Genomic DNA, 22337 nt, shown 5'->3' with positions numbered 1-22337 from the left:
TTTGCTGAGGTTGATGGCATGAGTGACGAGTGGAAAGCGCCGGAAAAAGCGCAAAACGCTGATGACAAGAGCTGGAAACTGCTGGAGAAAACCCTCCTGGCCAGCGTCCAGGAGCAGCGTCGCGCGCGACGCTGGGGGATCTTCTTCAAGCTGCTGACCTTCACTTACCTGCTGCTCATTCTGGCGTTGTTCAGCCCGTTGATGGACATGGAGAAAAGCGCCACCCGGGGCAGTCACTACACCGCCTTGATCGAGGTGCGCGGGGTGATCGCCGACAAGGAGCCCGCCAGTGCCGACAATATTGTCAGCAGCCTGCGCGCGGCGTTCGAAGACCCCAAGGTCAAGGGCGTGGTCCTGCGTATCAACAGCCCCGGCGGCAGTCCTGTGCAGTCGGGCTATGTGTATGACGAGATTCGTCGCCTGCGCGCGCTGCATCCGGACACCAAGCTTTATGCGGTGATCTCCGACCTGGGGGCTTCGGGCGCTTATTACATCGCCAGTGCCGCCGACCAGATTTACGCTGACAAGGCCAGCCTGGTGGGCTCCATTGGCGTGACGGCAGCCGGTTACGGTTTTGTCGGCACCATGGAGAAGCTGGGTGTGGAGCGTCGCACCTACACCTCGGGCGAGCACAAGGCCTTCCTCGATCCGTTCCAGCCGCAAAAGGCTGATGAGACCCAGTTCTGGCAGGGCGTGCTCGACACGACTCATCGCCAGTTCATCGCCAGCGTCAAGCAAGGGCGTGGCGATCGGCTCAAGGACAAGGAGCATCCGGAGCTGTTCTCCGGGCTGGTGTGGTCGGGCGAGCAGGCGCTGCCGCTGGGCTTGATCGACGGCCTGGGCAGTGCCAGTTCGGTGGCGCGGGATGTGGTTGGCGAGAAGGAGCTGGTGGATTTCACGGTTGAGGAATCGCCGTTTGACCGGTTTTCCAAGAAGCTCGGTGCCAGCGTGGCCGAGAAGCTGGCGTTGTACATGGGCTTCCAAGGCCCGACATTGCGCTGATAGCTCAAGCCAGCTGTAGATCAAAATGTGGGAGGGGGCTTGCCCCCGATGACGGTGTGTCAGCTATGGATAAGCTGGCTGATCCACCGCTATCGGGGGCAAGCCCCCTCCCACATTGGGTCGGTGTGTACTTAAGGAATTTGCACGCCTTCGGTCAGCAGCATATCCACCAGTCGGATCAGCGGCAGGCCAACAAGGCTTGTCGCATCCGGCCCTTCGGTGCTCTGGAACAGGCTGACGCCCAGCCCTTCGGCCTTGAAGCTGCCCGCGCAATCATAAGGCTGTTCGATCCGCAGGTAGCGCTCGACGCGTTCGGCATCCAGTTCACGCATCTGCACGGTGAACGGTACGCAATCGACCTGGCAGCGCCCCGTTTCACTGTTGAGCAGTGCCAGCCCGGTAAGGAAGCTCACGCGCTTGCCGCTGGCGGCCAATAGCTGTTCTCGTGCGTTCTCGAAGGTGTGAGGCTTGCCGATAATGCGGCCTTGCAGTGCGGCGACCTGGTCTGAGCCGATGATCAGATGACCTGGATGACTGAGCGCCAAGGCGCGCGCTTTCTGCTCGGCCAGGCGCTTGACCAGTTCCACGGCGGATTCGTTGTCACGATGGCTTTCATCGATATCCGGCGAGCTGCAGATGAACGGCAGGTGCAGGCGGCTCAGTAATTGACGACGATAAACCGAGCTGGACGCGAGTAATAAAGGCAGCATAGACGTCTCCTCAAGACAGCCGCAGATTCTAGCGGCGTGACCGGCTGACGCACAGGGCTGAATTTCCTTTGACATGGCCGGGTGCATCCCTATAATGCTGCGCCTATGTTGAATGACCCGATTCCACCTCACGTTGACCCGCGCAAATTGGCTGATCGTGGCACTTCCCTTCAAGGTGAATTGCCGCTGGCCGATTTGGAGAGACTCTGCGACCCGCTTTCCGACACTGTCGGTACGGTGCAGGCCAAATTCATTTTTGAACGAGATGAACGTAAATCTGTGGTGATCCACAGCGTTATCGACACCGAAGTCAAAATGGTTTGCCAGCGTTGTCTTGAGCTGGTCACCCTGCCGATCCACAGCGAGTGCAGTTATGCCGTGGTGAAGGAGGGTGCGAATACCCAGTCGTTGCCGAAAGGTTATGACGTGCTGGAACTGGGCGAAGATCCTTTGGATCTGCATGCACTGATCGAGGAGGAGCTTTTGCTCGCCTTGCCCATTGTGCCTGCTCATCATCCGGAAGAATGCCAGCAGCCGGCGGGCCTCGATGACGAGCCCGAACCGAGCGAGGACGAGGTAACGCGGTCCAACCCGTTCAGTGTATTGGCGCAGTTAAAGCGTGACCCAAACGTTTAGGAGTTAATCAATTATGGCTGTTCAGCAGAACAAAAAATCCCGCTCCGCCCGTGACATGCGCCGTTCGCACGACGCTCTCGAGGCTAGCACCCTGTCCGTGGAAAAGACCACCGGTGAAGTTCACCTGCGTCACCACGTATCGCCAGAAGGCGTATACCGTGGCCGTAAAGTGATCGACAAGGGCGCTGACGAGTAATCACTTGTCTGCTCAAGTCATCGCGATTGACGCAATGGGCGGGGACTTCGGTCCCCGCAGCATTGTTCAGGCCTGCATTGCCAGCCTGTCTGCTACGCCCTCGCTGCACCTGACCCTTGTCGGTCAACCTACCCTTATTGAAGAACTGATTGCCAGCCATCCGGCGGTGGATCGCGCGCGCCTGACGGTTACGCCGGCCAGCGAAACCATCACCATGGACGAAAAACCGGCAGCCGCGCTGCGCGGCAAGCCCGACTCGTCCATGCGCGTGGCCCTGGAGCTGCTGCGCGACGGCAAGGTGCACGCTTGTGTCAGTGCCGGCAATACCGGCGCGCTGATGGCCCTGTCGCGGCATGTGCTCAAGACCCTGCCGGGCATCGATCGGCCGGCGATGGTGGCGGCGATTCCCACGCAGAAAGGCTATTGTCAGTTGCTGGACCTGGGAGCGAACGTCGATTGCAGTGCCGAGCATCTGTTGCAGTTCGCCGTGATGGGTTCGGTGGCCGCCGAAGCGTTGGGCGTAGTCCGGCCAAGAGTGGCCCTGCTGAATATCGGCACCGAGGACATCAAGGGCAATCAGCAGGTCAAGCTGGCCGCCACCTTGCTGCAAGGCGCGCGGGGTTTGAACTACGTCGGTTTTGTCGAAGGTGACGGCTTGTACCGTGGCGAAGCCGACGTGGTGGTGTGTGACGGGTTTGTCGGCAACATCCTGCTCAAGTCCAGCGAGGGCTTGGCAACCATGATTGCCACGCGTATCGAAGCCTTGTTCAAGCAGAACCTGGCGTCGCGCATGGTCGGCGCCCTGGCGCTGCCGTTGATGCGCCGGCTGCAGGCCGACCTGGCGCCGGCGCGGCATAACGGCGCGAGTTTTCTGGGGTTGCAGGGCGTAGTGGTGAAAAGCCATGGCTCGGCAGGTGTCGAGGGCTTTCAGAGCGCGATTGCGCGGGCCGTGATCGAGATTCAGGACAACCTGCCGCAGCGCCTGCGCGGCCGTCTTGAGGACTTGTTGCCTTAGGCGAATCGGCCCGGGAGTGCTTAAATGTGACCGGCCAGTTCAATTGACCATCCAATCTGTCAGTTTCGTGCGCTCCCGTCTTGGTTTCACCTCAAGATCGGCAGCGACCATTTTTGACGACCAGATCATTAGGGGCTTGTTACATGTCTACATCCCTCGCATTCGTCTTTCCAGGGCAGGGTTCGCAGTCCCTCGGCATGTTGGCCGAGCTGGGCGCGCAATACCCGCAGGTCCTGGACACTTTCAAGGAAGCGTCCGACGCCCTGGGTTATGACCTGTGGGCACTGACCCAGCAGGGGCCGGAAGAGCAACTCAATCAAACCGACAAGACCCAGCCGGCCATTCTGACGGCTTCGATCGCGCTGTGGCGCTTGTGGCTGGCCGAAGGCGGCGCGCGCCCGGCATTCGTCGCCGGTCACAGCCTGGGCGAATACAGCGCCCTGGTTGCGGCGGGCAGCCTGACCCTCGGTGAGGCGGTCAAGCTGGTCGAGCGTCGCGGTCAGTTGATGCAGGAGGCCGTTCCGGCCGGGCAGGGCGGCATGGCCGCGATCCTGGGCCTGGACGATGCGGTGGTGATCGAAGCCTGCGCCGAAGCGGCGCAGGGCGAGGTGGTCAGTGCCGTGAATTTCAACTCCCCTGGCCAAGTGGTCATCGCGGGTGCCAAGGCAGCGGTCGAGCGCGCCATCGAAGGCTGCAAGGCCCGTGGTGCCAAGCGTGCGCTGCCGTTGCCGGTCAGCGTGCCGTCACACTGCGAGCTGATGCGTCCGGCGGCCGAGCGTTTTGCCGAGTCCATCGCCGCCATCAACTGGCAGGCGCCGCAGATCCCGCTGGTGCAGAACGTCAGCGCGGCGGTGGCGCCTGACCTGGACACCCTCAAGCGCGACCTGCTGGAGCAACTCTACAAGCCGGTTCGCTGGGTTGAGTCGGTGCAGACCCTGGCTGCCAATGGCGCCACCGAACTGGTCGAGTGCGGTCCGGGCAAAGTCCTGGCCGGCCTGAACAAACGCTGCGCCGACGGCGTATCGACTGCCAATCTCAATACCCCGGATGCCTTCGCTGCCGCTCGTGCGGCGCTGGCCTGATCCCCGAAATTAGGAGAAGCCTGCATGAGTCTGCAAGGTAAAGTTGCACTGGTTACCGGCGCAAGCCGTGGCATCGGCCAGGCCATCGCCCTGGAGCTGGGCCGTCAAGGCGCCGTTGTGATCGGCACCGCCACGTCCGCCTCGGGTGCCGAGCGTATCGGCGCAACCCTCAAGGAAAACGGCGTGCAGGGCACCGGCCTTGAGCTGAACGTGACCAGTGACGAGTCCGTGGCGGCCGTGCTGGCCGAGATCACCGCTCAGTTCGGTGCGCCGGCGATTCTGGTGAACAATGCCGGTATCACCCGCGATAACCTGATGATGCGCATGAAAGACGACGAATGGTACGACGTGGTCGATACCAACCTGAACAGTCTGTTCCGCCTGTCCAAGGGCGTTTTGCGCGGCATGACCAAGGCGCGCTGGGGCCGAATTATCAATATTGGCTCTGTAGTGGGTGCCATGGGCAACGCCGGCCAAGTAAACTATGCCGCGGCCAAGGCCGGTCTGGAAGGTTTCAGCCGTGCACTGGCGCGTGAAGTCGGCTCGCGGTCGATTACGGTAAACTCGGTGGCTCCAGGGTTCATCGACACCGATATGACCCGCGAACTGCCCGAAGCACAGCGTGAAGCCTTGCTGACGCAGATTCCGCTGGGCCGTCTGGGCCAGGCTCAAGAGATCGCGAATGTGGTCACTTTTCTGGCATCCGACGGTGCGGCATACGTAACTGGGGCTACAATCCCGGTGAACGGCGGGATGTACATGAGTTAAATTGTGACGGATCGCTTCAAAAATATGTCATACGAGCTGTCTAAAATCCGTTATAAAGCTGCAACTTAATTTATAGGCAGGTGGCAGGGCGGGTACAGGGTGAAGCTTTCGGTTGAAAAACCGAAATGGCTTTCTATACACTTACCCACTGGCCAGCTGCCTGAATTTGTCCATTAGGAGTTAAACAAGGTATGAGCACCATCGAAGAGCGCGTCAAGAAAATCGTCGCCGAGCAACTGGGCGTTAAGGAAGAAGAAGTGGTCAACACTGCTTCCTTCGTAGAAGACCTGGGTGCCGATTCCCTTGACACCGTTGAGCTGGTGATGGCTCTGGAAGAGGAATTCGAGACCGAAATCCCGGACGAAGAAGCTGAAAAAATCACTACTGTTCAAGCTGCCATCGACTACGTTACTAGCCACCAGGCGTAATAGTTTGTAGTCGTCGCCTGCTGTCAGGGAAAAACCGCACTGCTGTAACGGCGTGCGGTTTTTTCTTTCAGCGGTGACGAAAAGTACGCTGCGAAGCAAAGTGTCGTCATTAGAAAAAGGAGAGTGCTGTGTCGCGTAGACGCGTCGTAGTCACCGGTATGGGTATGTTGTCGCCACTGGGCACGGATGTGCCAAGCAGTTGGCAGGGCATTCTGGCTGGCCACAGTGGTATCGGTCTGATCGAACACACGGACCTTTCTGCCTATTCCACCCGTTTTGGCGGCTCGGTAAAGGGTTTCAATGTCGAGCAATACCTCTCGCTCAAGGAATCGCGCAAGCTCGACCTGTTCATTCAATACGGCCTGGCAGCCGGTTTTCAGGCAGTGCGTAACGCCGGCCTGGAAGTCACCGACGCCAACCGTGAGCGCATCGGCGTGGCCATGGGTTCGGGGATTGGCGGGCTGACCAATATCGAAGAAACCAGCCGCACGTTGCACGATTCCGGCCCCCGTCGAATTTCACCGTTCTTCGTGCCGGGCTCGATCATCAATATGATTTCCGGTTTCCTGTCCATCCATTTGGGGGCACAGGGGCCTAACTACGCCATCGCAACGGCGTGCACCACGGGCACTCACTGCATCGGCATGGCGGCGCGCAACATCGCCTACGATGAAGCTGACGTGATGATTGCCGGTGGCGCCGAGATGGCCGCCTGCGGCCTGGGCATGGGCGGCTTCGGCGCATCTCGAGCGCTGTCGACCCGCAACGATGAGCCGACCCGTGCCAGCCGTCCGTGGGACAAGGGCCGTGACGGTTTTGTGCTGTCCGACGGTGCCGGTGCCCTGGTACTGGAAGAGTTGGAGCATGCCAAGGCACGCGGTGCGACCATCTATGCCGAGCTGATCGGTTTTGGCATGAGCGGCGACGCCTACCACATGACCTCGCCACCGTCCGACGGTGCCGGTGCCGCACGCTGCATCACCAATGCCCTGCGCGATGCGAAGGTCAATGCCGACCAGGTGCAGTACATCAATGCTCATGGCACTTCGACGCCGACCGGCGACCTGGCGGAAGCCGAAGCCATCAAGTCGGTGTTCGGCGAGCACGCCTATAAGCTGGCGGTCAGCTCCACCAAATCCATGACCGGCCATCTGTTGGGCGCGGCGGGTGCGGTCGAGGCGATCTTCAGTGTGATGGCCATCAAGGACCAGGTCGCTCCGCCGACCATCAACCTTGATGAGCCGGACGAGGGCTGCGACCTGAACTTCGTGCCTCACGAAGCGCAACCGATGCCGATCGACGTGGTGATCTCCAACTCGTTCGGGTTTGGTGGCACCAACGGCTCGCTGGTGTTCCGCCGGTTCGCCGAGTAATGCACAGCTGGGTCGACGGTCAGCCAGCGGACAGCGTGCCCCTGAAAGATCGCGGCCTGGCGTATGGTGATGGTGTGTTTGAAACCATCGCGGTCAAGGCCGGGCAGCCGGTGCTGCTTGACCGTCACCTGCAGCGCCTCGATGAGGGCTGCAGGCGCTTTGCATTGGGGGTGGATCACGCTCTGGTCCGCAGCGAAGTGCTGGCCTATGCCGCAGCCCTTGGCGATGGCGTGCTCAAGTTGATCCTGACCCGTGGCGATAGCCAGCGGGGTTACGGCATCAATCCCGATGCCGCTGTACGCCGTATCTTGCAGGGCGGTCCACCCGCCACTTATCCCGAAACCCACGGGACCGACGGCATCCGCCTGTTTCCGTGCGCCACGCGCTTGGCCGAACAACCGCTGCTGGCCGGGCTCAAACACCTGAACCGCCTTGAGCAGGTAATCGCCCGCGCCGAATGGCAGGATGCCGAGCATGCCGAAGGCTTGATGCTGGATATGTCCGGGCGTGTCATCGAAGGCGTGTTCAGCAATCTGTTTCTGGTACGCAACGGCGTGTTACTTACCGCTGATCTGAAGCGTTGTGGCATTGCCGGAGTGATGCGCGCCGAGATCCTGGCCCAGGCGCAAGCGCTGAGCGTCCCGGTGGCCGTGGCCGACATCAGCGTGGAGCAGTTGCAACAGGCCGACGAAGTCTTCGTGTGCAACAGCATTTATGGCATCTGGCCGGTACGCGAGTGCGCTGGGATGCGCTGGTCGGTTGGGCCGCTCACCCGTAAACTGCAGGGCATTGTTCGCGCGCTATTGGATATTTGAGTGATACGAAAACTGGTTGTACTGCTGCTGATCGGTCTGTTCTCGGCGGCTTTGCTGTCGGGCTTGTGCGCCTGGAAATACAACGCTGCCTTGAAACAGCCGTTGCATCTGACCCAGGAGCAATTGCTCGATGTACCGGCAGGGGCGACGCCCACCGGCACCTTCAATCGTCTGGAAGCCGATGGCGTGCTCGACGGTGCATTCTGGCTGCGTCTTTACTGGCGCTTGAACCTTGAGGGCCAGCCGCTGCACAGCGGCGAATACCGCATGACCCCGGGTCTCACCGCCGAAGGCCTGATCGGCCTGTGGCAGCGCGGGGAAGTGGTGCAGTACAGCCTGACCCTGGTGGAGGGGTGGAACTTTCGCCAGGTACGCTCGGCGCTGGCCAAGCACGAAAAGATCGTGCAGACCCTCGCGGGCCTCAGTGACAGCGAAGTGATGGATAAGCTCGGCCATCCTGGCGTATTCCCTGAAGGACGCTTCTTTCCCGACACCTACCGTTTCGTGCGTGGCATGACGGACGTCGAATTCCTGAAGAAAGCCTACAACCGTCTGGACGATGTGCTGGCACAGGAGTGGAGCAGGCGCGCCGCTGATGCGCCTTACACCGAACCTTATCAAGCGCTGATCATGGCCTCCCTGGTGGAAAAGGAGACCGGTGTGCCCGAAGAGCGTGGCCAGATTGCCGGTGTGTTCGTGCGTCGCCTGAAGCTGGGCATGATGTTGCAGACCGACCCCACGGTGATCTATGGCCTGGGTGAGCGCTACAACGGCAAATTGACCCGTGCCCACCTCAAGGAGGCCAACCCTTACAACACTTACATGATCGCCGGCCTGCCGCCGACACCCATCGCCATGGTGGGCCGCGAGGCGATTCATGCCGCGCTGAACCCGGTGCCGGGCAGCAGCCTGTATTTCGTCGCTCGTGGCGACGGCAGCCATGTTTTCTCGGATGACCTGGATGCGCATAATGCCGCCGTACGCGAGTTTCAACTCAAGCGCCGCGCCGATTACCGTTCCAGCCCGGCACCGCAGGTCAAGCCGCTGGAAGACACGGTGCCGCCCGTTGACGTACCGGTAGAGCCCGCGCCAAACACCAGCGCCGCGCAAAGCCCGCAATGATTCTGACTAAGGACTGCCTGTGACTGGCTTGTTTATGACCCTCGAAGGCCCGGAAGGCGCCGGCAAAAGCACCAACCGCGATTACCTGGCCGAGCGCCTGCGCGCCGCAGGCATCGAAGTGGTGTTGACCCGTGAGCCCGGCGGTACGCCGCTGGCCGAGCGCATCCGTGAGGTATTGCTGACGCCGGGTGAGGAGCCGATGAATGCGGACACCGAGCTGCTGCTGGTGTTCGCCGCCCGTGCCCAGCATCTGGCCGAGGTGATCCGACCGGCCCTGGCCCGCGGTGCCGTGGTGATCTGCGACCGTTTCACCGACTCCACCTACGCCTATCAGGGCGGTGGTCGAGGGTTGTGCCTGGAGCGTATCGCTGCCCTGGAAACGTTCGTACAGGCAGACCTGCGCCCCGACCTGACCCTGCTGTTCGACCTGCCGGTGGAGGTGGGCATGGCTCGCGCCAGCGCGCGCGGTCGCCTGGATCGTTTCGAGCTGGAAGGTCGGGCATTTTTCGACGCCGTGCGCACGGCGTTCCTCGAGCGTGCCAGGGCGGAGCCTGCGCGGTATCACCTGCTTGACGCAGCGCAACCGCTGGCTCAGGTGCAGCAAGCCCTCGATGCGCTGCTGCCCACCTTGCTGGAGCGCGCCCGTGGCTGAAGCCTACCCGTGGCAGGATGGTCTCTGGCAGCAATTGGCCGGTCGTGCGCAACACGCCCACGCCTATTTGCTGCACGGCCCGACAGGGATCGGCAAGCGTGCGCTGGCCGAGCGCTTGATGGCCAGCCTGTTGTGCCAGCGCCCCGTTGACCTGCACGCCTGCGGTGAATGCAAGTCCTGCCTGCTATTGAAGGCCGGCAGCCACCCCGATAACTATGTGCTGGAACCTGAGGAAGCGGACAAAGCGATCAAGGTCGACCAGGTGCGCGACCTCGTCAGCTTCGTGGTGCAAACCGCGCAGATGGGCGGGCGCAAGGTGGTGCTGATCGAGCCGGTGGAGGCCATGAACATCAACGCCGCCAACGCGTTGCTCAAGAGTCTGGAAGAGCCGTCCGGCGACACCGTGCTGTTGCTGGTGAGCCATCAATCCAGCCGGTTGTTGCCGACCATTCGCAGCCGTTGCGTGCAGCAGGCGTGCCCTTTGCCGAGCGAGGCCATGAGCCTGCAATGGCTGGCGCAGGCGCTGCCGGATTGCGCTGAGCAAGAACGAATCGAATTGCTGACCCTGGCCGCGGGCTCCCCTCTGGCTGCGGTGAAGCTGCACGCCCAAGGCGTGCGAGAGCAACGTGCACTGGTCGTAGACGGTGTGAAGAAGCTGATCAAACAGGAACTGTCCGCCACGCAATTGGCCGAAAGTGCGTGGAAGGACATTCCCCTGTTGCTGCTGTTCGACTGGTTCTGCGATTGGTCCAGCCTGATCCTGCGCTACCAGTTGACCCAGGACGAAAACGGCCTGGGTTTGCCGGACATGCGCAAGGTGGTGCAGTACCTTGCGCAGAAAAGTGCGCAGGACAAGGTGCTGAGTATTCAGGACTGGATCCTCGCCCAGCGCCAGAAAGTGCTCGGCAAGGCCAACCTCAACCGCGTGCTGTTGCTTGAAGCACTGCTGGTCCAATGGGTCGGTTTGCTCGGCCGGCGTTAATTTCCTTGGCCGACGGGTGTATCGTCGGCCAGACACTACTCAAGTTGCCATTGCCCATGCTCGTAGATTCCCATTGCCATCTCGACCGTCTTGACCTCGCCCAGCACAACGGCTCCCTGGACGCCGCCCTTGATGCTGCGCGCCAGCGCGGGGTCGGGCACTTCCTGTGCATCGGCGTCAGTGCCGAAAACGCCGCCGACGTCAAAGCCCTCGCTGATCGCTACGCCGATGTGGATTGTTCAGTGGGTATCCACCCGCTGGACCTCAAACCCGGCGAAGCACCGGCCCTGGACTGGCTGTTGGCCGAACTCGACCACCCGCGCGTCGTCGCCATTGGCGAGACCGGCCTGGATTACCACTACGAACCCGAAGCCGCCGACCTGCAGCAGGCCTCGTTCCGCCTGCACCTGCACGCTGCGCAACACACCGGCAAACCGGTGATCGTCCACACCCGTGGGGCTCGCGCCGATACCCTGGCGCTCTTGCGCGAAGCCGCGCTGCCGCAGGCCGGTGTGCTGCATTGCTTTACCGAAGACTGGGCGATGGCCAAGGCGGCCCTGGACCTGGGGTTCTATATTTCCTTGTCGGGCATCGTTACCTTCCGCAATGCCGACGCGTTGCGTGATGTGGCCCGACAGGTGCCTGCCGACCGGCTGCTGGTGGAAACCGATTCGCCGTACCTGGCGCCGATCCCCCACCGGGGCAAGCCGAACCTGCCGGAATATGTGCGTGACGTGGCGGATTATCTGGCGATGCTGCGCGGTGAGTCCTACGAGCGCTTCGCCGAGCAGACGACCGAGAACTTCAAGCGTCTGTTTCCATTGGCCCATGTGGCCGGCGCTACTACTTCTGCGACGTAGCGCTGTCGCCCATCAAAGCGGCTTGCCTTGCACTGTAGGAGCGAGCTTGCTCGCGAAAAACGTCAACGATAACGCGTGCATCCTGGATGAACGCGGTGTCTATGAGTTCTTCGCGAGCAAGCTCGCTCCTACAGGAGAAAATCGCAGGCAAAAAAAACCCGGGTTCTGGGGGGGTGAATCCGGGCTAAGACCATTAGGAGTAAAACAAGGGTACGCAGTCCGTCGGTACCCAGGTCGACGCTTCACTTGGGGGAGATGTCGCGTCGACACTTGAAGTATTGATCACTCTCGGATTCAGTCCAGTCTCGATTGATCGATTTTTAAACAGATTTGGAATACGTGCGCTTCTCTTGAGTTCTCATTGAGCGGATGCGCAGGTCTGAATATCGCGTATTGTTTCTGACTGATATCGTGCAAATCGTTGGCGTACTGAAAGTAAAGTGCACAACGGGTTCACATAGGCGTTGCCCAACGACCGTTCAGTCGGGATAATCCCTCGCATCGGGTAAATCGTATCGCCACGTATCCGTGGCCTGCGCAACCCTTCCTATTCCGACCTTTGCAGACCTCTTCCTCATGCATAAAGAACCCCGTAAGGTCCGTGAGTTTCGCCGCCGTGAGCAGGAAATTCTCGACACCGCACTCAAATTGTTCCTTGAACAAGGCGAAGACAGCGTCACCGTCGAGATGATCGCGGATGCCGTGGGCATCGGCAAAGGCACGATCTACAAGCACTTCAAGTCCAAGGCCGAGATTTACCTGCGTCTGATGCTCGACTACGAGCGTGACTTGAACGAGCTGCTGCATTCAGCCGATGTCGACAAGGACAAAGAGGCCCTGTCCCGGGCCTATTTCGAGTTCCGCATGCGCGATCCGCAGCGCTACCGCCTGTTTGACCGCCTTGAGGAAAAGGTCGTCAAGGGCCACCAAGTGCCGGAAATGGTCGAGGAACTGCACAAGATCCGCGCCTCCAACTTCGAGCGCCTGACCTTGCTGATCAAGGGCCGTATCAGTGAAGGCAAGCTCGAGGACGTGCCTCCCTACTTCCACTATTGCGCCGCCTGGGCCCTGGTGCATGGCGCCGTGGCGCTGTACCACTCGCCGTTCTGGAGCAATGTGCTGGAAGACCAGGAAGGGTTCTTCCAGTTCCTGATGGATATTGGCGTGCGCATGGGCAACAAGCGCAAGCACAGTGCCGAGCCGCCGTCCATGGAATCGCCGTCCACCTGATGATTTACTGCCACGCGCAGTACCCCAGGAATATACTCAGGCAAGGACTCTTGCTAAAAGCTGATTTATCAGTCAGCTTTTAGCGCGCCCCGATTCATCCTCTGCCGGAGTGGTTCATGATCGTTGATCGTCAAGGCAGGCGATTTCGCAATTTGCGGATCAGCCTGACCTCAGCCTGCAATTATGCCTGTACCTATTGCGTGCCCAACGGCAAGCGGCTGGTGGCTGCCCAGGACGAACTCTCGGCCCAGGCCATGGCGCGAGGCGTGGCTTACCTGATCGAAGCGGCCGGCATCGATCGCCTGCGGATTACCGGTGGTGAGCCGCTGGTGAGTCCCAAGCTGGAAGCCTTCATGGGCGCCGTGGGGCAGATGGGGCTCAGCGATATCAGCCTGACCACCAACGGCCAGTTGCTGGCGCGCAAGCTGCCGCTGCTGGTGGATGCGGGTATCCGGCGCATCAACGTGTCCCTCGACACCCTCGATGCCGACGCCTTCCGCAGCATCGCCCGCGGTGGTGACCTGGCCACCGTGCTCGAAGGCATGGACCAGGCCCGTGCGGCCGGGATCAGAATCAAGGTCAATATGGTGCCCTTGCGCGGCCAGAACCTGGACCAGGTGATGCCGTTGCTCGATTACTGCCTGGAGCGGGGCTATGAGCTGCGCTTTATCGAATTGATGCGCATGGGCCACTTGGCGAAAGACTCCAACGCCTTCCTGCAGCAATTCGTCAGCCTGCAGCAGTTGCTCAGCCTGATCGGCGAACAGCATGAATACCTGCAGGCCAATGCGCCCGTCGATGCGACGGCCGTGCGCTACGAGGTGCCGGGCAAGGGTTTCTTTGGCGTGATCGCCAATGAGAGCGTGCCATTCTGCCGCACCTGTTCGCGGTTGCGGCTGTCGTCCACGGGGTGGCTGCATGGTTGCCTGTCTTCGAGCAATCGTCACTACGTCGGCGACCTGCTGGACAAGCCACGCCACCAGGCCCTGCCAGCGTTGCAAGGGCTGCTGATGAAGGCCCTGGGCGACAAGCAGGAAGTGGCCTTCTCGGGCGGCGCGACGGTGATGAAGATCATTGGCGGTTGAGGGCAGTTAGAAGCTGCAAGCTGCAAGCTACAAGCTGCAAGCTACAAGCTACAAGCTACAGGCTTGAGGCTTGAGGCTTGCGGCTTGCGGCTTGAAGCTTGAAGCTTGAAGCCTGAAGCCTGACGCCTGACGCCTGACGCCTGACGCCTGACGCCTGACGCCTGACGCCTAACGCCTAACGCCTAACGCCTAACGCCTAACGCCTAACGCCTGAAGCTGCTCCCCTGGCCCAGAACCTGCATCTCACGTCCATTCGCCGGTTTTCCGTCACCGGCTTCTGGAGGAATAGGATGCGTAGTCTGGTTTTGTTGCTGGCGTCGTTAGCACTCGGTGGTTGCATGACCGTCAGCGATATGGCCGAAGGCACCCGCTATCAGATGAGCGACGCCGGCTTGCTCGACCACAGTGATACGCGCCGCACCGCTTCAATCCGTGTGCAGCCCGACTCCTTTATCTTTATCGCCCAGGGCGCTTTCGTGCCGCCAGGCAGCGCGTATCCGCGCCCCAACGTGGTGGCCGAGGAAGCCTTCAACGGCTTTGTCGAATATTTCCCCATGGTGCGTCGCGCCCGTCAGCCCGAAGGCCTCGAACAGGCCATGGCCGAAGCACGCGCGGCGGGGGCTCATTACTTGCTGTATTGCCGTTTTGCGGCAGCCGATGACCGTATCGGCAATGCCGACGAGTGGACCGACCAGCAAGCCCTGGACCGCCTTGGTCTGGACAGCGGCGTAATCCAGATCATGTTGATCGAGACCAGCACCCAGTATTTGATTGATACTGCACGCATTCGCAGTCGTGGCGGTTTACTGACGTTCCACGACAACACGCCACAAGATCTGATTGCCCGGCCCCTGGCCCAGTACGCCCGAGGCTTGCTCGGCATGAGCAATCAGTAAGCTGAGGAGACCCCCATGACCGATACCGCCAAGGCCAATGATCTGTTGGCGCAACTGCCCAAAGGCAAAGGGCCGGCGCCGGTGCATCTGTGGAACCCGGATTTCTGCGGCAATATCGACATGCGCATCGCCCGTGACGGCACCTGGTTCTACCAGGGCACGCCTATCGGGCGCAAACCCATGGTCAAGTTGTTCTCCAACATCATTCGCGGCGATGGCGATGATTATTTCCTGGTCACTCCGGTGGAAAAGGTCGGCATCACTGTCGATGACGCGCCCTTTGTCGCCGTCACGCTTGAGGTGCAAGGGCAGGGCGAGTGCCAGGTGCTGCGTTTTACCACCAACGTCGACGAATCGATCGAGGCGGGCCCTGAGCACCCGTTGCGGGTGGTGATCGATCCGCTCACCGAGGAACCGGCGCCTTATCTGCGGGTGCGCAGCAACCTTGAAGCCCTGGTGCATCGCAACGCGTTTTACCAATTGGTCGAGCTGGCGGTAAGCCGTCCGATCAACGGTCAGAACTGGCTTGGCGTCTGGAGCAACGGCGAGTTTTTCCCCATTGGCCTGGAGCCCTGAGGCCGGTTTTTTTAGTGTTCTGAAATAATCGCTTGCTGGAGACCGCGCCTTTCGGTTATCAATTTGTACATGATTAGACATGTTCGATTTGATAAGAAAAAACGCGTCGTCGACGAGCTCATCCGCCGTATCGAGGGTGGGGTGATGGCCGACGGTTTCCTGTTGCCGGGTGAGCATCAACTGGCCGAAGAGTTTGCGGTCAGTCGTGGCACGCTGCGCGAAGCGCTGGCTGAGCTCAAGCGGCGTAACTATATCGCCACCCAAAGCGGTGTGGGCTCCATCGTCACATTTGACGGCATGGGGCTCGACCAGCGTCATGGCTGGGCCCAGGCCCTGGCGGACACCGGCGCGCAAGTCAGTACCGAGGTGCTGCGCTTCGAAGCGGTGACACGCGCGGACCTGTTCAGCCGTTTCGGCAGCGAGCAGTTTATCGCCCTCGACCGCCTGCGCCGCACCGCCGACGGTACGGCGGTGTCGCTGGAGCGCTCGCTGATGCCGGCCACCGGTGACCTGGAAAGCCTGCCCCGCATCGGCCTGATCGACCATTCCCTGACCATCACCCTGGCGGCCTACGGCTACGTGGGCGCCACGGGCGACCAATGGATCGGCGCCGAGGCCCTGAGCGATGACGACGCTCAGTTACTCGGCCGTGCGGCCGGCACGGTATTTCTCAAGGCCTCGCGCACCACCTATGACCGTCGCGAGCGTTTCATGGAGCATGTTGAAAGCTTGCTCGACCCCGTGCATTTTCGTTTGCACCTGCAATTTGGGACGTCCAAATGACTGCTGAAACCCGCGCGCTCGGCGCTTTTTATGGCCTGGCCCTGGGCGATGCGCTGGGCATGCCCACCCAATCCCTGAGCCGTGAGCAAGTCCGGCAGCGCTTCGGCGCCATCACCGCCCTGGAAGATGCCGGCCCCGACCAACCCATCGCGCCGAACATGCCCGCCGGTTCCATCACCGATGACACCGAACAGGCGATCCTGGTCGGTGAGTTGCTCGTGGAAGGTCGCGGCACGATCGACCCCGGCGTACTCGCCCAGCGCCTGATCGACTGGGAGGCGACAATGCGTGCCAAGGGTTCCCAGGACCTGCTCGGGCCGTCCACCAAGCGTGCAATCGACATGATCCTCGCCGGGCACACGCCCGAAGAGTCCGGGCGCTACGGCACTACCAATGGTGCGGCCATGCGCATCACGCCGGTGGGCATCGCTGCCGATGTCAGCGACCCGACGCGGTTTATCCGGGCGGTGATCCAGGCGTGCCAGGTCACCCATAACACCAGCCTGGGCATTGCCAGCGCGGCGGCGGTCGCGGCGGTGGTCTCGGCCGGTATCAACGGCGTGGACCTGGGTGAGGCGCTGAACATCGGCACTCAGGTTGCGCAACAGGCCGAACACCACGGGCACTGGGTTGCCGGCGGACGCATGTCGACCCGCATCAGTTGGGCACGCACCCTGAGCGTCGGCAGCGGCGACAACGCCCTGTTCACCGACTTGCTCTATGAGCTGATTGGTACCTCCGTCGCCTCCCAGGAGTCGGTGGTGGTGTCGTTCGCCCTGGCGCAGCAAGTGGCGTCGGGCGACATGAACGCTTTCGAAGCGCTGTGCCTGGCCGCGAGCCTGGGGGGCGACACCGACACCATCGCCGCGATTCTCGGCGCCATGCTCGGGGCCTGTCTGGGGATGCAGTGCTGGCCCCAGCCGTTGATCGAGCAGGTCAAGCAGGTCAACAGCCTGGACGTGCACGCGCTGGTTCAAGGCCTGCTCGCACTGCGCTAAGCACCACTGCTTTCAGCCATTGACGCTTTGCCACAACCATAACAATACAGGCACCAGGAGCATCCACATGAGCAGCACCTCTTCCGGCCAGGGCGCCGGGCAATTGGAAACGCGCGGCATCGAGCCGGTCCCGGAAGGCGAGTGCAACGGGCATCCGCTGCAACTGTTCTGGGTCTGGTTCGCGGCCAATATCAGCATCCTCGGCTTGCCGCTGGGTGCCACGCTGGTTGCGTTTCGCGGCCTGGCCATCTGGCAGGCGATCATCGTCGCAATCCTGGGCGCTGCCGGTTCCTTCGCGGTGGTGGGCATCATTTCCATCGCCGGTCGCCGTGGCCGCGCGCCCAGCCTGACCTTGTCCCGCGCCATCTTCGGCGTGCGCGGCAATATCGGACCGACCCTGGTGTCGCTGATGTCGCGCCTGGGCTGGGAAACGGTCAACACCACCACGGCGGCCTTTGTGTTGCTGTCGCTGTGCTCGATCCTGTTCGGTTCCCCGGTAGAAGCGAAGAGCGCACCGTTGCTCACCCTGATCTTCATCGCCGTTTTCGTGCTGCTGACCTTGGCCGTTTCCGGTCTGGGCCATGCCACCTTGCTGGTGATCCAGAAGTGGGCGACCTACGTGTTCGGCGCGCTGAATATTCTAGTGGGCGGCTTCCTCTGCGCCACCATCGACTGGAGCGCAGTGTTCAACGCCACTCCGGCGCCGCTGAGCGCCATGATCATCGGCGTCGGCACCATGGCGGCCGGTACCGGTATCGGTTGGGCCAATGCCGGTGCCGATATGTCGCGTTACCAGCATCGCAGCGTCAAGGCTGTACGCCTGGTGGCCTCCGCCGCGTTTGGTGCGGGCATACCGCTGGTGTTGCTGATCACCCTCGGTGGCCTGCTGTCGGTGGGTAACAACGACCTGGCCTCGGCCACGGACCCGATCATTGCGATCCGCGACATGCTGCCGACCTGGATGGCGGTACCGTACCTGATCACCGCGTTCGGCGGGCTGCTGCTGTCGAACAACCTGTCGGTGTATTCGGCCGGCCTTACCACCCTGACCCTGGGTTTGAAGGTCAAGCGCGTGCATGCGGTGATCGTCGATATCGTGGCGATTTTTGCCGGCTCCATTTACTTCATGCTGATCGCCGACAGTTTCTACGGTCCGTTCATCACCTTCATCTCGTTGCTGGCGGTGCCGATTACCGCCTGGGTGGGGATTTTCGTGGTCGACCTGATCCACCGTCACTACTACAGCCCTACGGATTTGCTGGATGTCAGCCCGAGCAGTGCCTACTGGTATCGCGGCGGTGTGGAGTGGCGCGCATTTGGCGCCTGGGCGCTGGCCATCGTGCTGGGCTTCAGCTTCACCACCCTCGGCACCACCGCCGAAAACATCTGGTTTGCCGGGCCATTGTCCGATTCCTGGCTCGGCCATAACGGCCTCGGCTGGATCGTCACCTTCCTGGTGGCCGGCGGCGTATATGCAGTAATGGGCGGCGCTGCCGATCGACGTCCCGCGTTAGTCGAGCGCCCCAATGTCTAGATTGCTGCACACCGGACAGGTCATCGTCGACCTGGTCATGGCCCTCGATACCTTGCCGGCGACCGGCGGCGACGTGTTGGCCAGGTCTGCCAGTTTCGAAGCCGGCGGTGGCTTTAACGTCATGGCCGCCGCGCGGCGCAATGGCTTGCCGGTGGTTTACCTGGGCCGTCACGGCAGCGGCCGGTTTGGTGACCTGGCCCGCGCTGCGATGCAGGCAGAAGGCATTGAAATGGCACTGCCGGCCAGCAGCGGCCAGGACACCGGTATCTGTGTATCCCTGACCGAAGCCACCACCGAGCGCACGTTCATTTCCCACCTCGGCGCCGAGGGCGAGCTGAGTACCGAAGACTTGGCCCGGGTAGCGCCGCGCAGCGATGACTATGTGTATGTCAGCGGTTACAGCCTGCTGCTTGAGGGCAAGGCGCAGGCGCTGATCGACTGGTTGCTGGCGCTGCCGCGCGAGGTCGTGGTGATGTTCGATCCGGGCCCGCTGGTCAAGGCGCCGGACTCGGCCCTGATGCAAGCACTGTTGCCGCGTATCGATATCTGGACCAGCAATGGCCCGGAGGCCTTGGCATTCACCGGCGCCATGGACATTGCCGCCGCATTGCCCGCACTGGGCCGACACCTGCCAGCCGAGACGCTGCTGGTGGTGCGCGACGGGCCGAATGGATGCTGGGTAGGGCAGGCGGGCGACATCAGGCATGTGCCGGGTTTCAACGTGAAGGCGGTGGACAGCAATGGCGCGGGGGACGCGCACGCTGGGGTGTTTATCGCCGGACTGGCGAACGCCTTGAAACCCGTCGAGGCAGCGCGTCGAGCGAATGCAGCGGCAGCACTGGCGGTCACGCGCTGGGGGCCGGCGACGTCCCCTGGCACTGCCGAAGTCGACGCACTGTTCACCGAATAGACACCCATCAGAATGTGGGAGAGGGCTTGCCCCTTGCCCTATGTAGGAGCGAGCTTGCTCGCGAAAAACTCACAGGCACCGCGTTCATTCAGGAAGCACGCGTTATCGTTGACGTTTTTCGCGAGCAAGCTCCCTCCTACATAAAGATAGGGCAAGCCCCCTCCCACATTGGGTGGTCGCAGGGCCAGACCAGACATGGAATCACTGCACGTCTTGACCTTCAAGCTTGCGCGCTTCATCCACACCCGACGCGGTCAACTTGATCGGCAGGTTCAACGAGTATTCACCGTTGTCGTCGGTGGTCACATGTCCATCCTTGATCAGTCCGCGGTCCTGCAGGAAGGCCAAGACACTGGCGACTTCTTTTTCACCACGGTAGTTGTCCAGTACCTCCTTGCCCAAGCCTTGCGGATGAGCGTGCAGCAGGCGGGTGAGGACTTCTCGTTCAAGGTTTGTGTCAACGTTCATGTGTACCTCTTCACTGGGAAATGATCGGGTGTCGAGCGGGCCAGGCAGGCATCAAGGTGCAGGTTGTTTCGGGGCGCCTGGCAGGTTCGAATCGTCGCCTTTATTGATCTTCGGTTCATTGACCGATGGGCCCATCTTGCCGTTACCGACGGCAGCAGGTGCCTGGCGCTGGGTATCGTGGCCCTGGGTATGCGGATCGGCGGCGTTGGTGTTGTCGATGATCGCGCCGCCATTGGTATCCAGACCAGTGCCCATGGACTTCTGCGATTCGGTGGTGGCGTCAGGCGTTGGATCGGTCGGGCCGGTCGCCGAGGTGGCGGCAAACGCGCTCAACGACGCAGCAGACATCAGGCCGGTGAGGGCGAGGGCAGCAAATTTGGAATTTTTCATGAGGGTGTCTCCATATGATTAATGTCCTTACCCTTGATTGGTCAGCCGCACTTTGCTGTTCGTGCCTTGATGGCGACGAACGGTCTTACGCGGCTTGTAAGATTTTGTGTACCCGCCATTCGGAAATTGCGCTGCAATCAGTCATGAAAGCGTCTTAGTATGTGGGCTTTGAACTTGCCCAAGGCGCGCCCATGACCATCGAGATTCGCCCCGCCGTACCCAGCGATGCTGCGCAGATCCTGACTTTCATCACTGAACTGGCCGAGTATGAAAAAGCCCGGCACGAAGTGATCGCCAGCGTGGTGGATATCCAACGCAGTCTGTTCAGCGAGGGCGCCACCGCCCACGGCCTGATCTGTTCACGCGACGGCGTACCGATTGGCTTTGCGGTGTTCTTTTTCAGTTATTCCACCTGGCTGGGCAGTAATTGCCTGTATCTGGAGGACCTGTATATCAACCCGGAACAGCGTGGCGGCGGGGCGGGCAAGAAGTTGCTGCGCCACCTGGCCAGGATCGCCTGCGACAACGGCTGCGGGCGCTTCGAGTGGAGCGTGCTGGACTGGAACGAGCCGGCGATTGCGTTCTACAAATCCATCGGCGCGCAGCCCCAGGAAGAGTGGGTGCGCTACCGCATGGAAGGCAATGCGCTGAGGGATTTTGCCCAGGGCTGACAGGCGCAGGGAACCGGCCCGATGCGGCCGGTTTTTTTATAGGTGTGCTCACATTGTGGGATGTAAATTTATATATTGAGATGTTTCAATCTGTGGGTTTATAGTCGCCTGCATCAGCACTCACTGCCAAAAATAAAACAGGTGAAGCGATGCAGGCACAACCGTTGTCCTTACCCGCCGTGCCCGAGCCGACTTACGGCGAGCGACTCAAGCACAAGGTGGTGATCATCACCGGCGCTGCGCAAGGCATTGGCGAGGCGATCGTGGCGTGCTTCCAGGCGCAGCAGGCGCGGTTGGTGATCGCGGACATCCAGGGCGACAAGGTCGAGCAAGTCGCGGCCCATTGGCGCGCACGCGGCGCCGAGATTGTCGCGCAGGCCGTGGATATCACTTCCACAGAGCAATGGCTGGCACTGGTCAATGTGGCCATCGAGCGCTTCGGCCGCGTGGACGTGCTGGTCAACTGCGCCGGGGTCAATGTGTTTCGCGACCCGCTGCAAATGACCGACGAGGACTGGCGCCGCTGCTTCGCCATTGACCTTGACGGCGCCTGGTACGGTTGCCGCGCGGTGCTGCCGCACATGATCGAGCAGGGCATCGGCAACATCATCAACATTGCTTCCACCCATTCCAGCCACATCATTCCCGGCTGTTTTCCCTACCCTGTCGCCAAGCACGGCCTGCTCGGCCTCACCCGCGCCCTTGGTATCGAATACGCGCCCAAGGGCATCCGCGTGAACGCCATCGCCCCCGGCTATATCGAAACCCAGCTCAACGTCGACTACTGGAACGCGTTCCCCGACCCCCACGCGGAGCGCCAGCGGGCGTTCGACCTGCACCCGCCCAAACGCATCGGGCAGCCCATCGAGGTGGCGATGAGCGCGCTGTTTCTGGCGACCGACGAGGCGCCCTTTATCAATGCCACCTGCCTGATGATCGATGGTGGGCGGTCGGTGATGTACCACGACTAAACCGTTTTCCAATAACAACAATGAGGTGGTCCATGTTCAAGAAGACACTCGGTGCTGTGGCGCTTGCGTTGGCGTTCAGTGGGTTCGCATCCGCTGAAGAAGTGAAGATCGGCTTCCTGGTCAAGCAGGCCGAAGAACCCTGGTTCCAGACCGAATGGGCCTTCGCCGAAAAAGCCGGCAAGGA

26 protein-coding genes and 1 pseudogene are annotated in these 22337 nt (G+C 61.4%); 24 read left to right on the top strand and 3 right to left on the bottom strand.

The annotated features are described in order from the left end of the window. The first annotated feature begins 18 nt into the window (after nt 1–18). Nucleotides 19–1002, top strand: a complete 984-nt coding sequence (locus PspCFBP13528_RS26385; protein WP_101221176.1) for a S49 family peptidase — start codon at nt 19–21, stop codon at nt 1000–1002. Between the two features lie 131 nt (nt 1003–1133). Here the strand turns inward: PspCFBP13528_RS26385 and PspCFBP13528_RS26380 are convergent, their stop codons facing one another. Next, nucleotides 1134–1712: a nucleoside triphosphate pyrophosphatase gene (locus tag PspCFBP13528_RS26380; protein WP_065951056.1), complete on the bottom strand. Its 579-nt coding sequence runs from the start codon at nt 1710–1712 to the stop codon at nt 1134–1136. Nucleotides 1713–1817: 105 nt separating this feature from the next. Here PspCFBP13528_RS26380 and PspCFBP13528_RS26375 point away from each other — a divergent pair, with 105 nt between their 5' ends. From PspCFBP13528_RS26375 to PspCFBP13528_RS26280, 20 genes are all read left to right on the top strand, one after another. Beyond that, a complete protein-coding gene (locus PspCFBP13528_RS26375) occupies nt 1818–2348 on the top strand; it encodes a YceD family protein (protein WP_101221178.1) in 531 nt (176 codons plus the stop codon). 13 nt (nt 2349–2361) lie between these two features. Then, on the top strand, nt 2362–2544 hold the full coding sequence (rpmF, locus tag PspCFBP13528_RS26370) for a 50S ribosomal protein L32 (RefSeq protein WP_003179396.1): 183 nt from the start codon (nt 2362–2364) through the stop codon (nt 2542–2544). A gap of 4 nt (nt 2545–2548) precedes the next feature. Further along, on the top strand, nt 2549–3559 hold the full coding sequence (plsX, locus tag PspCFBP13528_RS26365; protein ID WP_083217974.1) for a phosphate acyltransferase PlsX: 1011 nt from the start codon (nt 2549–2551) through the stop codon (nt 3557–3559). 143 nt (nt 3560–3702) lie between these two features. Next, on the top strand, nt 3703–4641 hold the full coding sequence (fabD, locus tag PspCFBP13528_RS26360; protein ID WP_101221179.1) for an ACP S-malonyltransferase: 939 nt from the start codon (nt 3703–3705) through the stop codon (nt 4639–4641). Nucleotides 4642–4665: 24 nt separating this feature from the next. Beyond that, a complete protein-coding gene (fabG, locus tag PspCFBP13528_RS26355) occupies nt 4666–5409 on the top strand; it encodes a 3-oxoacyl-ACP reductase FabG (RefSeq protein ID WP_137201837.1) in 744 nt (247 codons plus the stop codon). Nucleotides 5410–5600: 191 nt separating this feature from the next. Further along, entirely contained in the window at nt 5601–5837 is a 237-nt protein-coding gene (gene acpP, locus PspCFBP13528_RS26350; protein ID WP_003175607.1) for an acyl carrier protein, read from the top strand. 128 nt (nt 5838–5965) lie between these two features. Further along, entirely contained in the window at nt 5966–7210 is a 1245-nt protein-coding gene (fabF, locus tag PspCFBP13528_RS26345) for a beta-ketoacyl-ACP synthase II (RefSeq protein ID WP_057721119.1), read from the top strand. Continuing rightward, on the top strand, nt 7210–8025 hold the full coding sequence (gene pabC / locus PspCFBP13528_RS26340) for an aminodeoxychorismate lyase (RefSeq protein ID WP_065951052.1): 816 nt from the start codon (nt 7210–7212) through the stop codon (nt 8023–8025). The genes fabF and pabC overlap by 1 nt, the downstream gene beginning before the upstream one ends. Then, complete coding sequence (gene mltG, locus PspCFBP13528_RS26335; RefSeq protein WP_137201836.1) at nt 8026–9147, top strand: endolytic transglycosylase MltG; 1122 nt, start codon at nt 8026–8028, stop codon at nt 9145–9147. Nucleotides 9148–9166: 19 nt separating this feature from the next. After that, nucleotides 9167–9799, top strand: a complete 633-nt coding sequence (tmk, locus tag PspCFBP13528_RS26330) for a dTMP kinase (RefSeq protein WP_065951050.1) — start codon at nt 9167–9169, stop codon at nt 9797–9799. Beyond that, complete coding sequence (locus PspCFBP13528_RS26325) at nt 9792–10781, top strand: DNA polymerase III subunit delta' (protein ID WP_065883741.1); 990 nt, start codon at nt 9792–9794, stop codon at nt 10779–10781. Before tmk ends, PspCFBP13528_RS26325 begins: the two co-directional genes overlap by 8 nt. A 56-nt stretch (nt 10782–10837) precedes the next feature. Next, nucleotides 10838–11641, top strand: a complete 804-nt coding sequence (locus tag PspCFBP13528_RS26320; RefSeq protein WP_065951049.1) for a TatD family hydrolase — start codon at nt 10838–10840, stop codon at nt 11639–11641. A gap of 576 nt (nt 11642–12217) precedes the next feature. Further along, a complete protein-coding gene (locus PspCFBP13528_RS26315; RefSeq protein WP_065951048.1) occupies nt 12218–12871 on the top strand; it encodes a TetR/AcrR family transcriptional regulator in 654 nt (217 codons plus the stop codon). 116 nt (nt 12872–12987) lie between these two features. Next, the gene (locus PspCFBP13528_RS26310; RefSeq protein WP_137201835.1) at nt 12988–13956 is read left to right on the top strand and encodes a radical SAM protein; all 969 of its coding nucleotides are present in this window, start codon (nt 12988–12990) and stop codon (nt 13954–13956) included. Between the two features lie 290 nt (nt 13957–14246). Continuing rightward, on the top strand, nt 14247–14852 hold the full coding sequence (locus PspCFBP13528_RS26305) for a DUF4823 domain-containing protein (protein WP_065951046.1): 606 nt from the start codon (nt 14247–14249) through the stop codon (nt 14850–14852). Between the two features lie 15 nt (nt 14853–14867). Then, nucleotides 14868–15428, top strand: coding sequence for a DUF1285 domain-containing protein (locus tag PspCFBP13528_RS26300; protein ID WP_137201834.1), 561 nt, complete (start codon nt 14868–14870; stop codon nt 15426–15428). A 69-nt stretch (nt 15429–15497) separates the two neighbouring features. Next, nucleotides 15498–16211, top strand: a complete 714-nt coding sequence (locus PspCFBP13528_RS26295; RefSeq protein WP_137201833.1) for a GntR family transcriptional regulator — start codon at nt 15498–15500, stop codon at nt 16209–16211. After that, nucleotides 16208–17209: an ADP-ribosylglycohydrolase family protein gene (locus tag PspCFBP13528_RS26290; RefSeq protein ID WP_065951043.1), complete on the top strand. Its 1002-nt coding sequence runs from the start codon at nt 16208–16210 to the stop codon at nt 17207–17209. Before PspCFBP13528_RS26295 ends, PspCFBP13528_RS26290 begins: the two co-directional genes overlap by 4 nt. Nucleotides 17210–17276: 67 nt before the next feature. Further along, complete coding sequence (locus PspCFBP13528_RS26285) at nt 17277–18743, top strand: cytosine permease (protein WP_137201832.1); 1467 nt, start codon at nt 17277–17279, stop codon at nt 18741–18743. Continuing rightward, on the top strand, nt 18736–19653 hold the full coding sequence (locus PspCFBP13528_RS26280) for a PfkB family carbohydrate kinase (RefSeq protein ID WP_137201831.1): 918 nt from the start codon (nt 18736–18738) through the stop codon (nt 19651–19653). The genes PspCFBP13528_RS26285 and PspCFBP13528_RS26280 overlap by 8 nt, the downstream gene beginning before the upstream one ends. Before the next feature lie 201 nt (nt 19654–19854). On the opposite strand, the gene PspCFBP13528_RS26275 is transcribed toward PspCFBP13528_RS26280, so the two are convergent. Together PspCFBP13528_RS26275 and PspCFBP13528_RS26270 are read right to left on the bottom strand one after the other, a co-directional pair. Continuing rightward, the gene (locus tag PspCFBP13528_RS26275; protein WP_101221188.1) at nt 19855–20121 is read right to left on the bottom strand and encodes a hypothetical protein; all 267 of its coding nucleotides are present in this window, start codon (nt 20119–20121) and stop codon (nt 19855–19857) included. A gap of 51 nt (nt 20122–20172) precedes the next feature. Next, nucleotides 20173–20511: a hypothetical protein gene (locus PspCFBP13528_RS26270; RefSeq protein ID WP_065951039.1), complete on the bottom strand. Its 339-nt coding sequence runs from the start codon at nt 20509–20511 to the stop codon at nt 20173–20175. A gap of 191 nt (nt 20512–20702) precedes the next feature. On the opposite strand from PspCFBP13528_RS26270, the gene PspCFBP13528_RS26265 reads away from it, so the two are divergent. The 3 genes and pseudogenes from PspCFBP13528_RS26265 to PspCFBP13528_RS26255 form a co-directional block, all read left to right on the top strand. After that, nucleotides 20703–21182, top strand: coding sequence for a GNAT family N-acetyltransferase (locus tag PspCFBP13528_RS26265; RefSeq protein ID WP_065951038.1), 480 nt, complete (start codon nt 20703–20705; stop codon nt 21180–21182). A gap of 149 nt (nt 21183–21331) precedes the next feature. Beyond that, nucleotides 21332–22153 carry an SDR family oxidoreductase gene (locus PspCFBP13528_RS26260; protein WP_101221189.1) on the top strand — a complete coding sequence of 274 codons (822 nt, stop codon included), beginning with the start codon at nt 21332–21334 and terminating at the stop codon, nt 22151–22153. Nucleotides 22154–22185: 32 nt separating this feature from the next. Then, nucleotides 22186–22337 (top strand): annotated as a pseudogene (locus tag PspCFBP13528_RS26255) (arabinose ABC transporter substrate-binding protein); the annotation flags it as partial.

It is taken from the genome of Pseudomonas sp. CFBP13528 (genome assembly GCF_005233615.1).
In the GTDB taxonomy this organism is placed as follows: domain Bacteria; phylum Pseudomonadota; class Gammaproteobacteria; order Pseudomonadales; family Pseudomonadaceae; genus Aquipseudomonas; species Aquipseudomonas fluorescens_AM.
The sequence above is the reverse complement of the archived record's forward strand: the minus strand, read 5'-3'. Positions and strand labels throughout refer to the sequence as shown.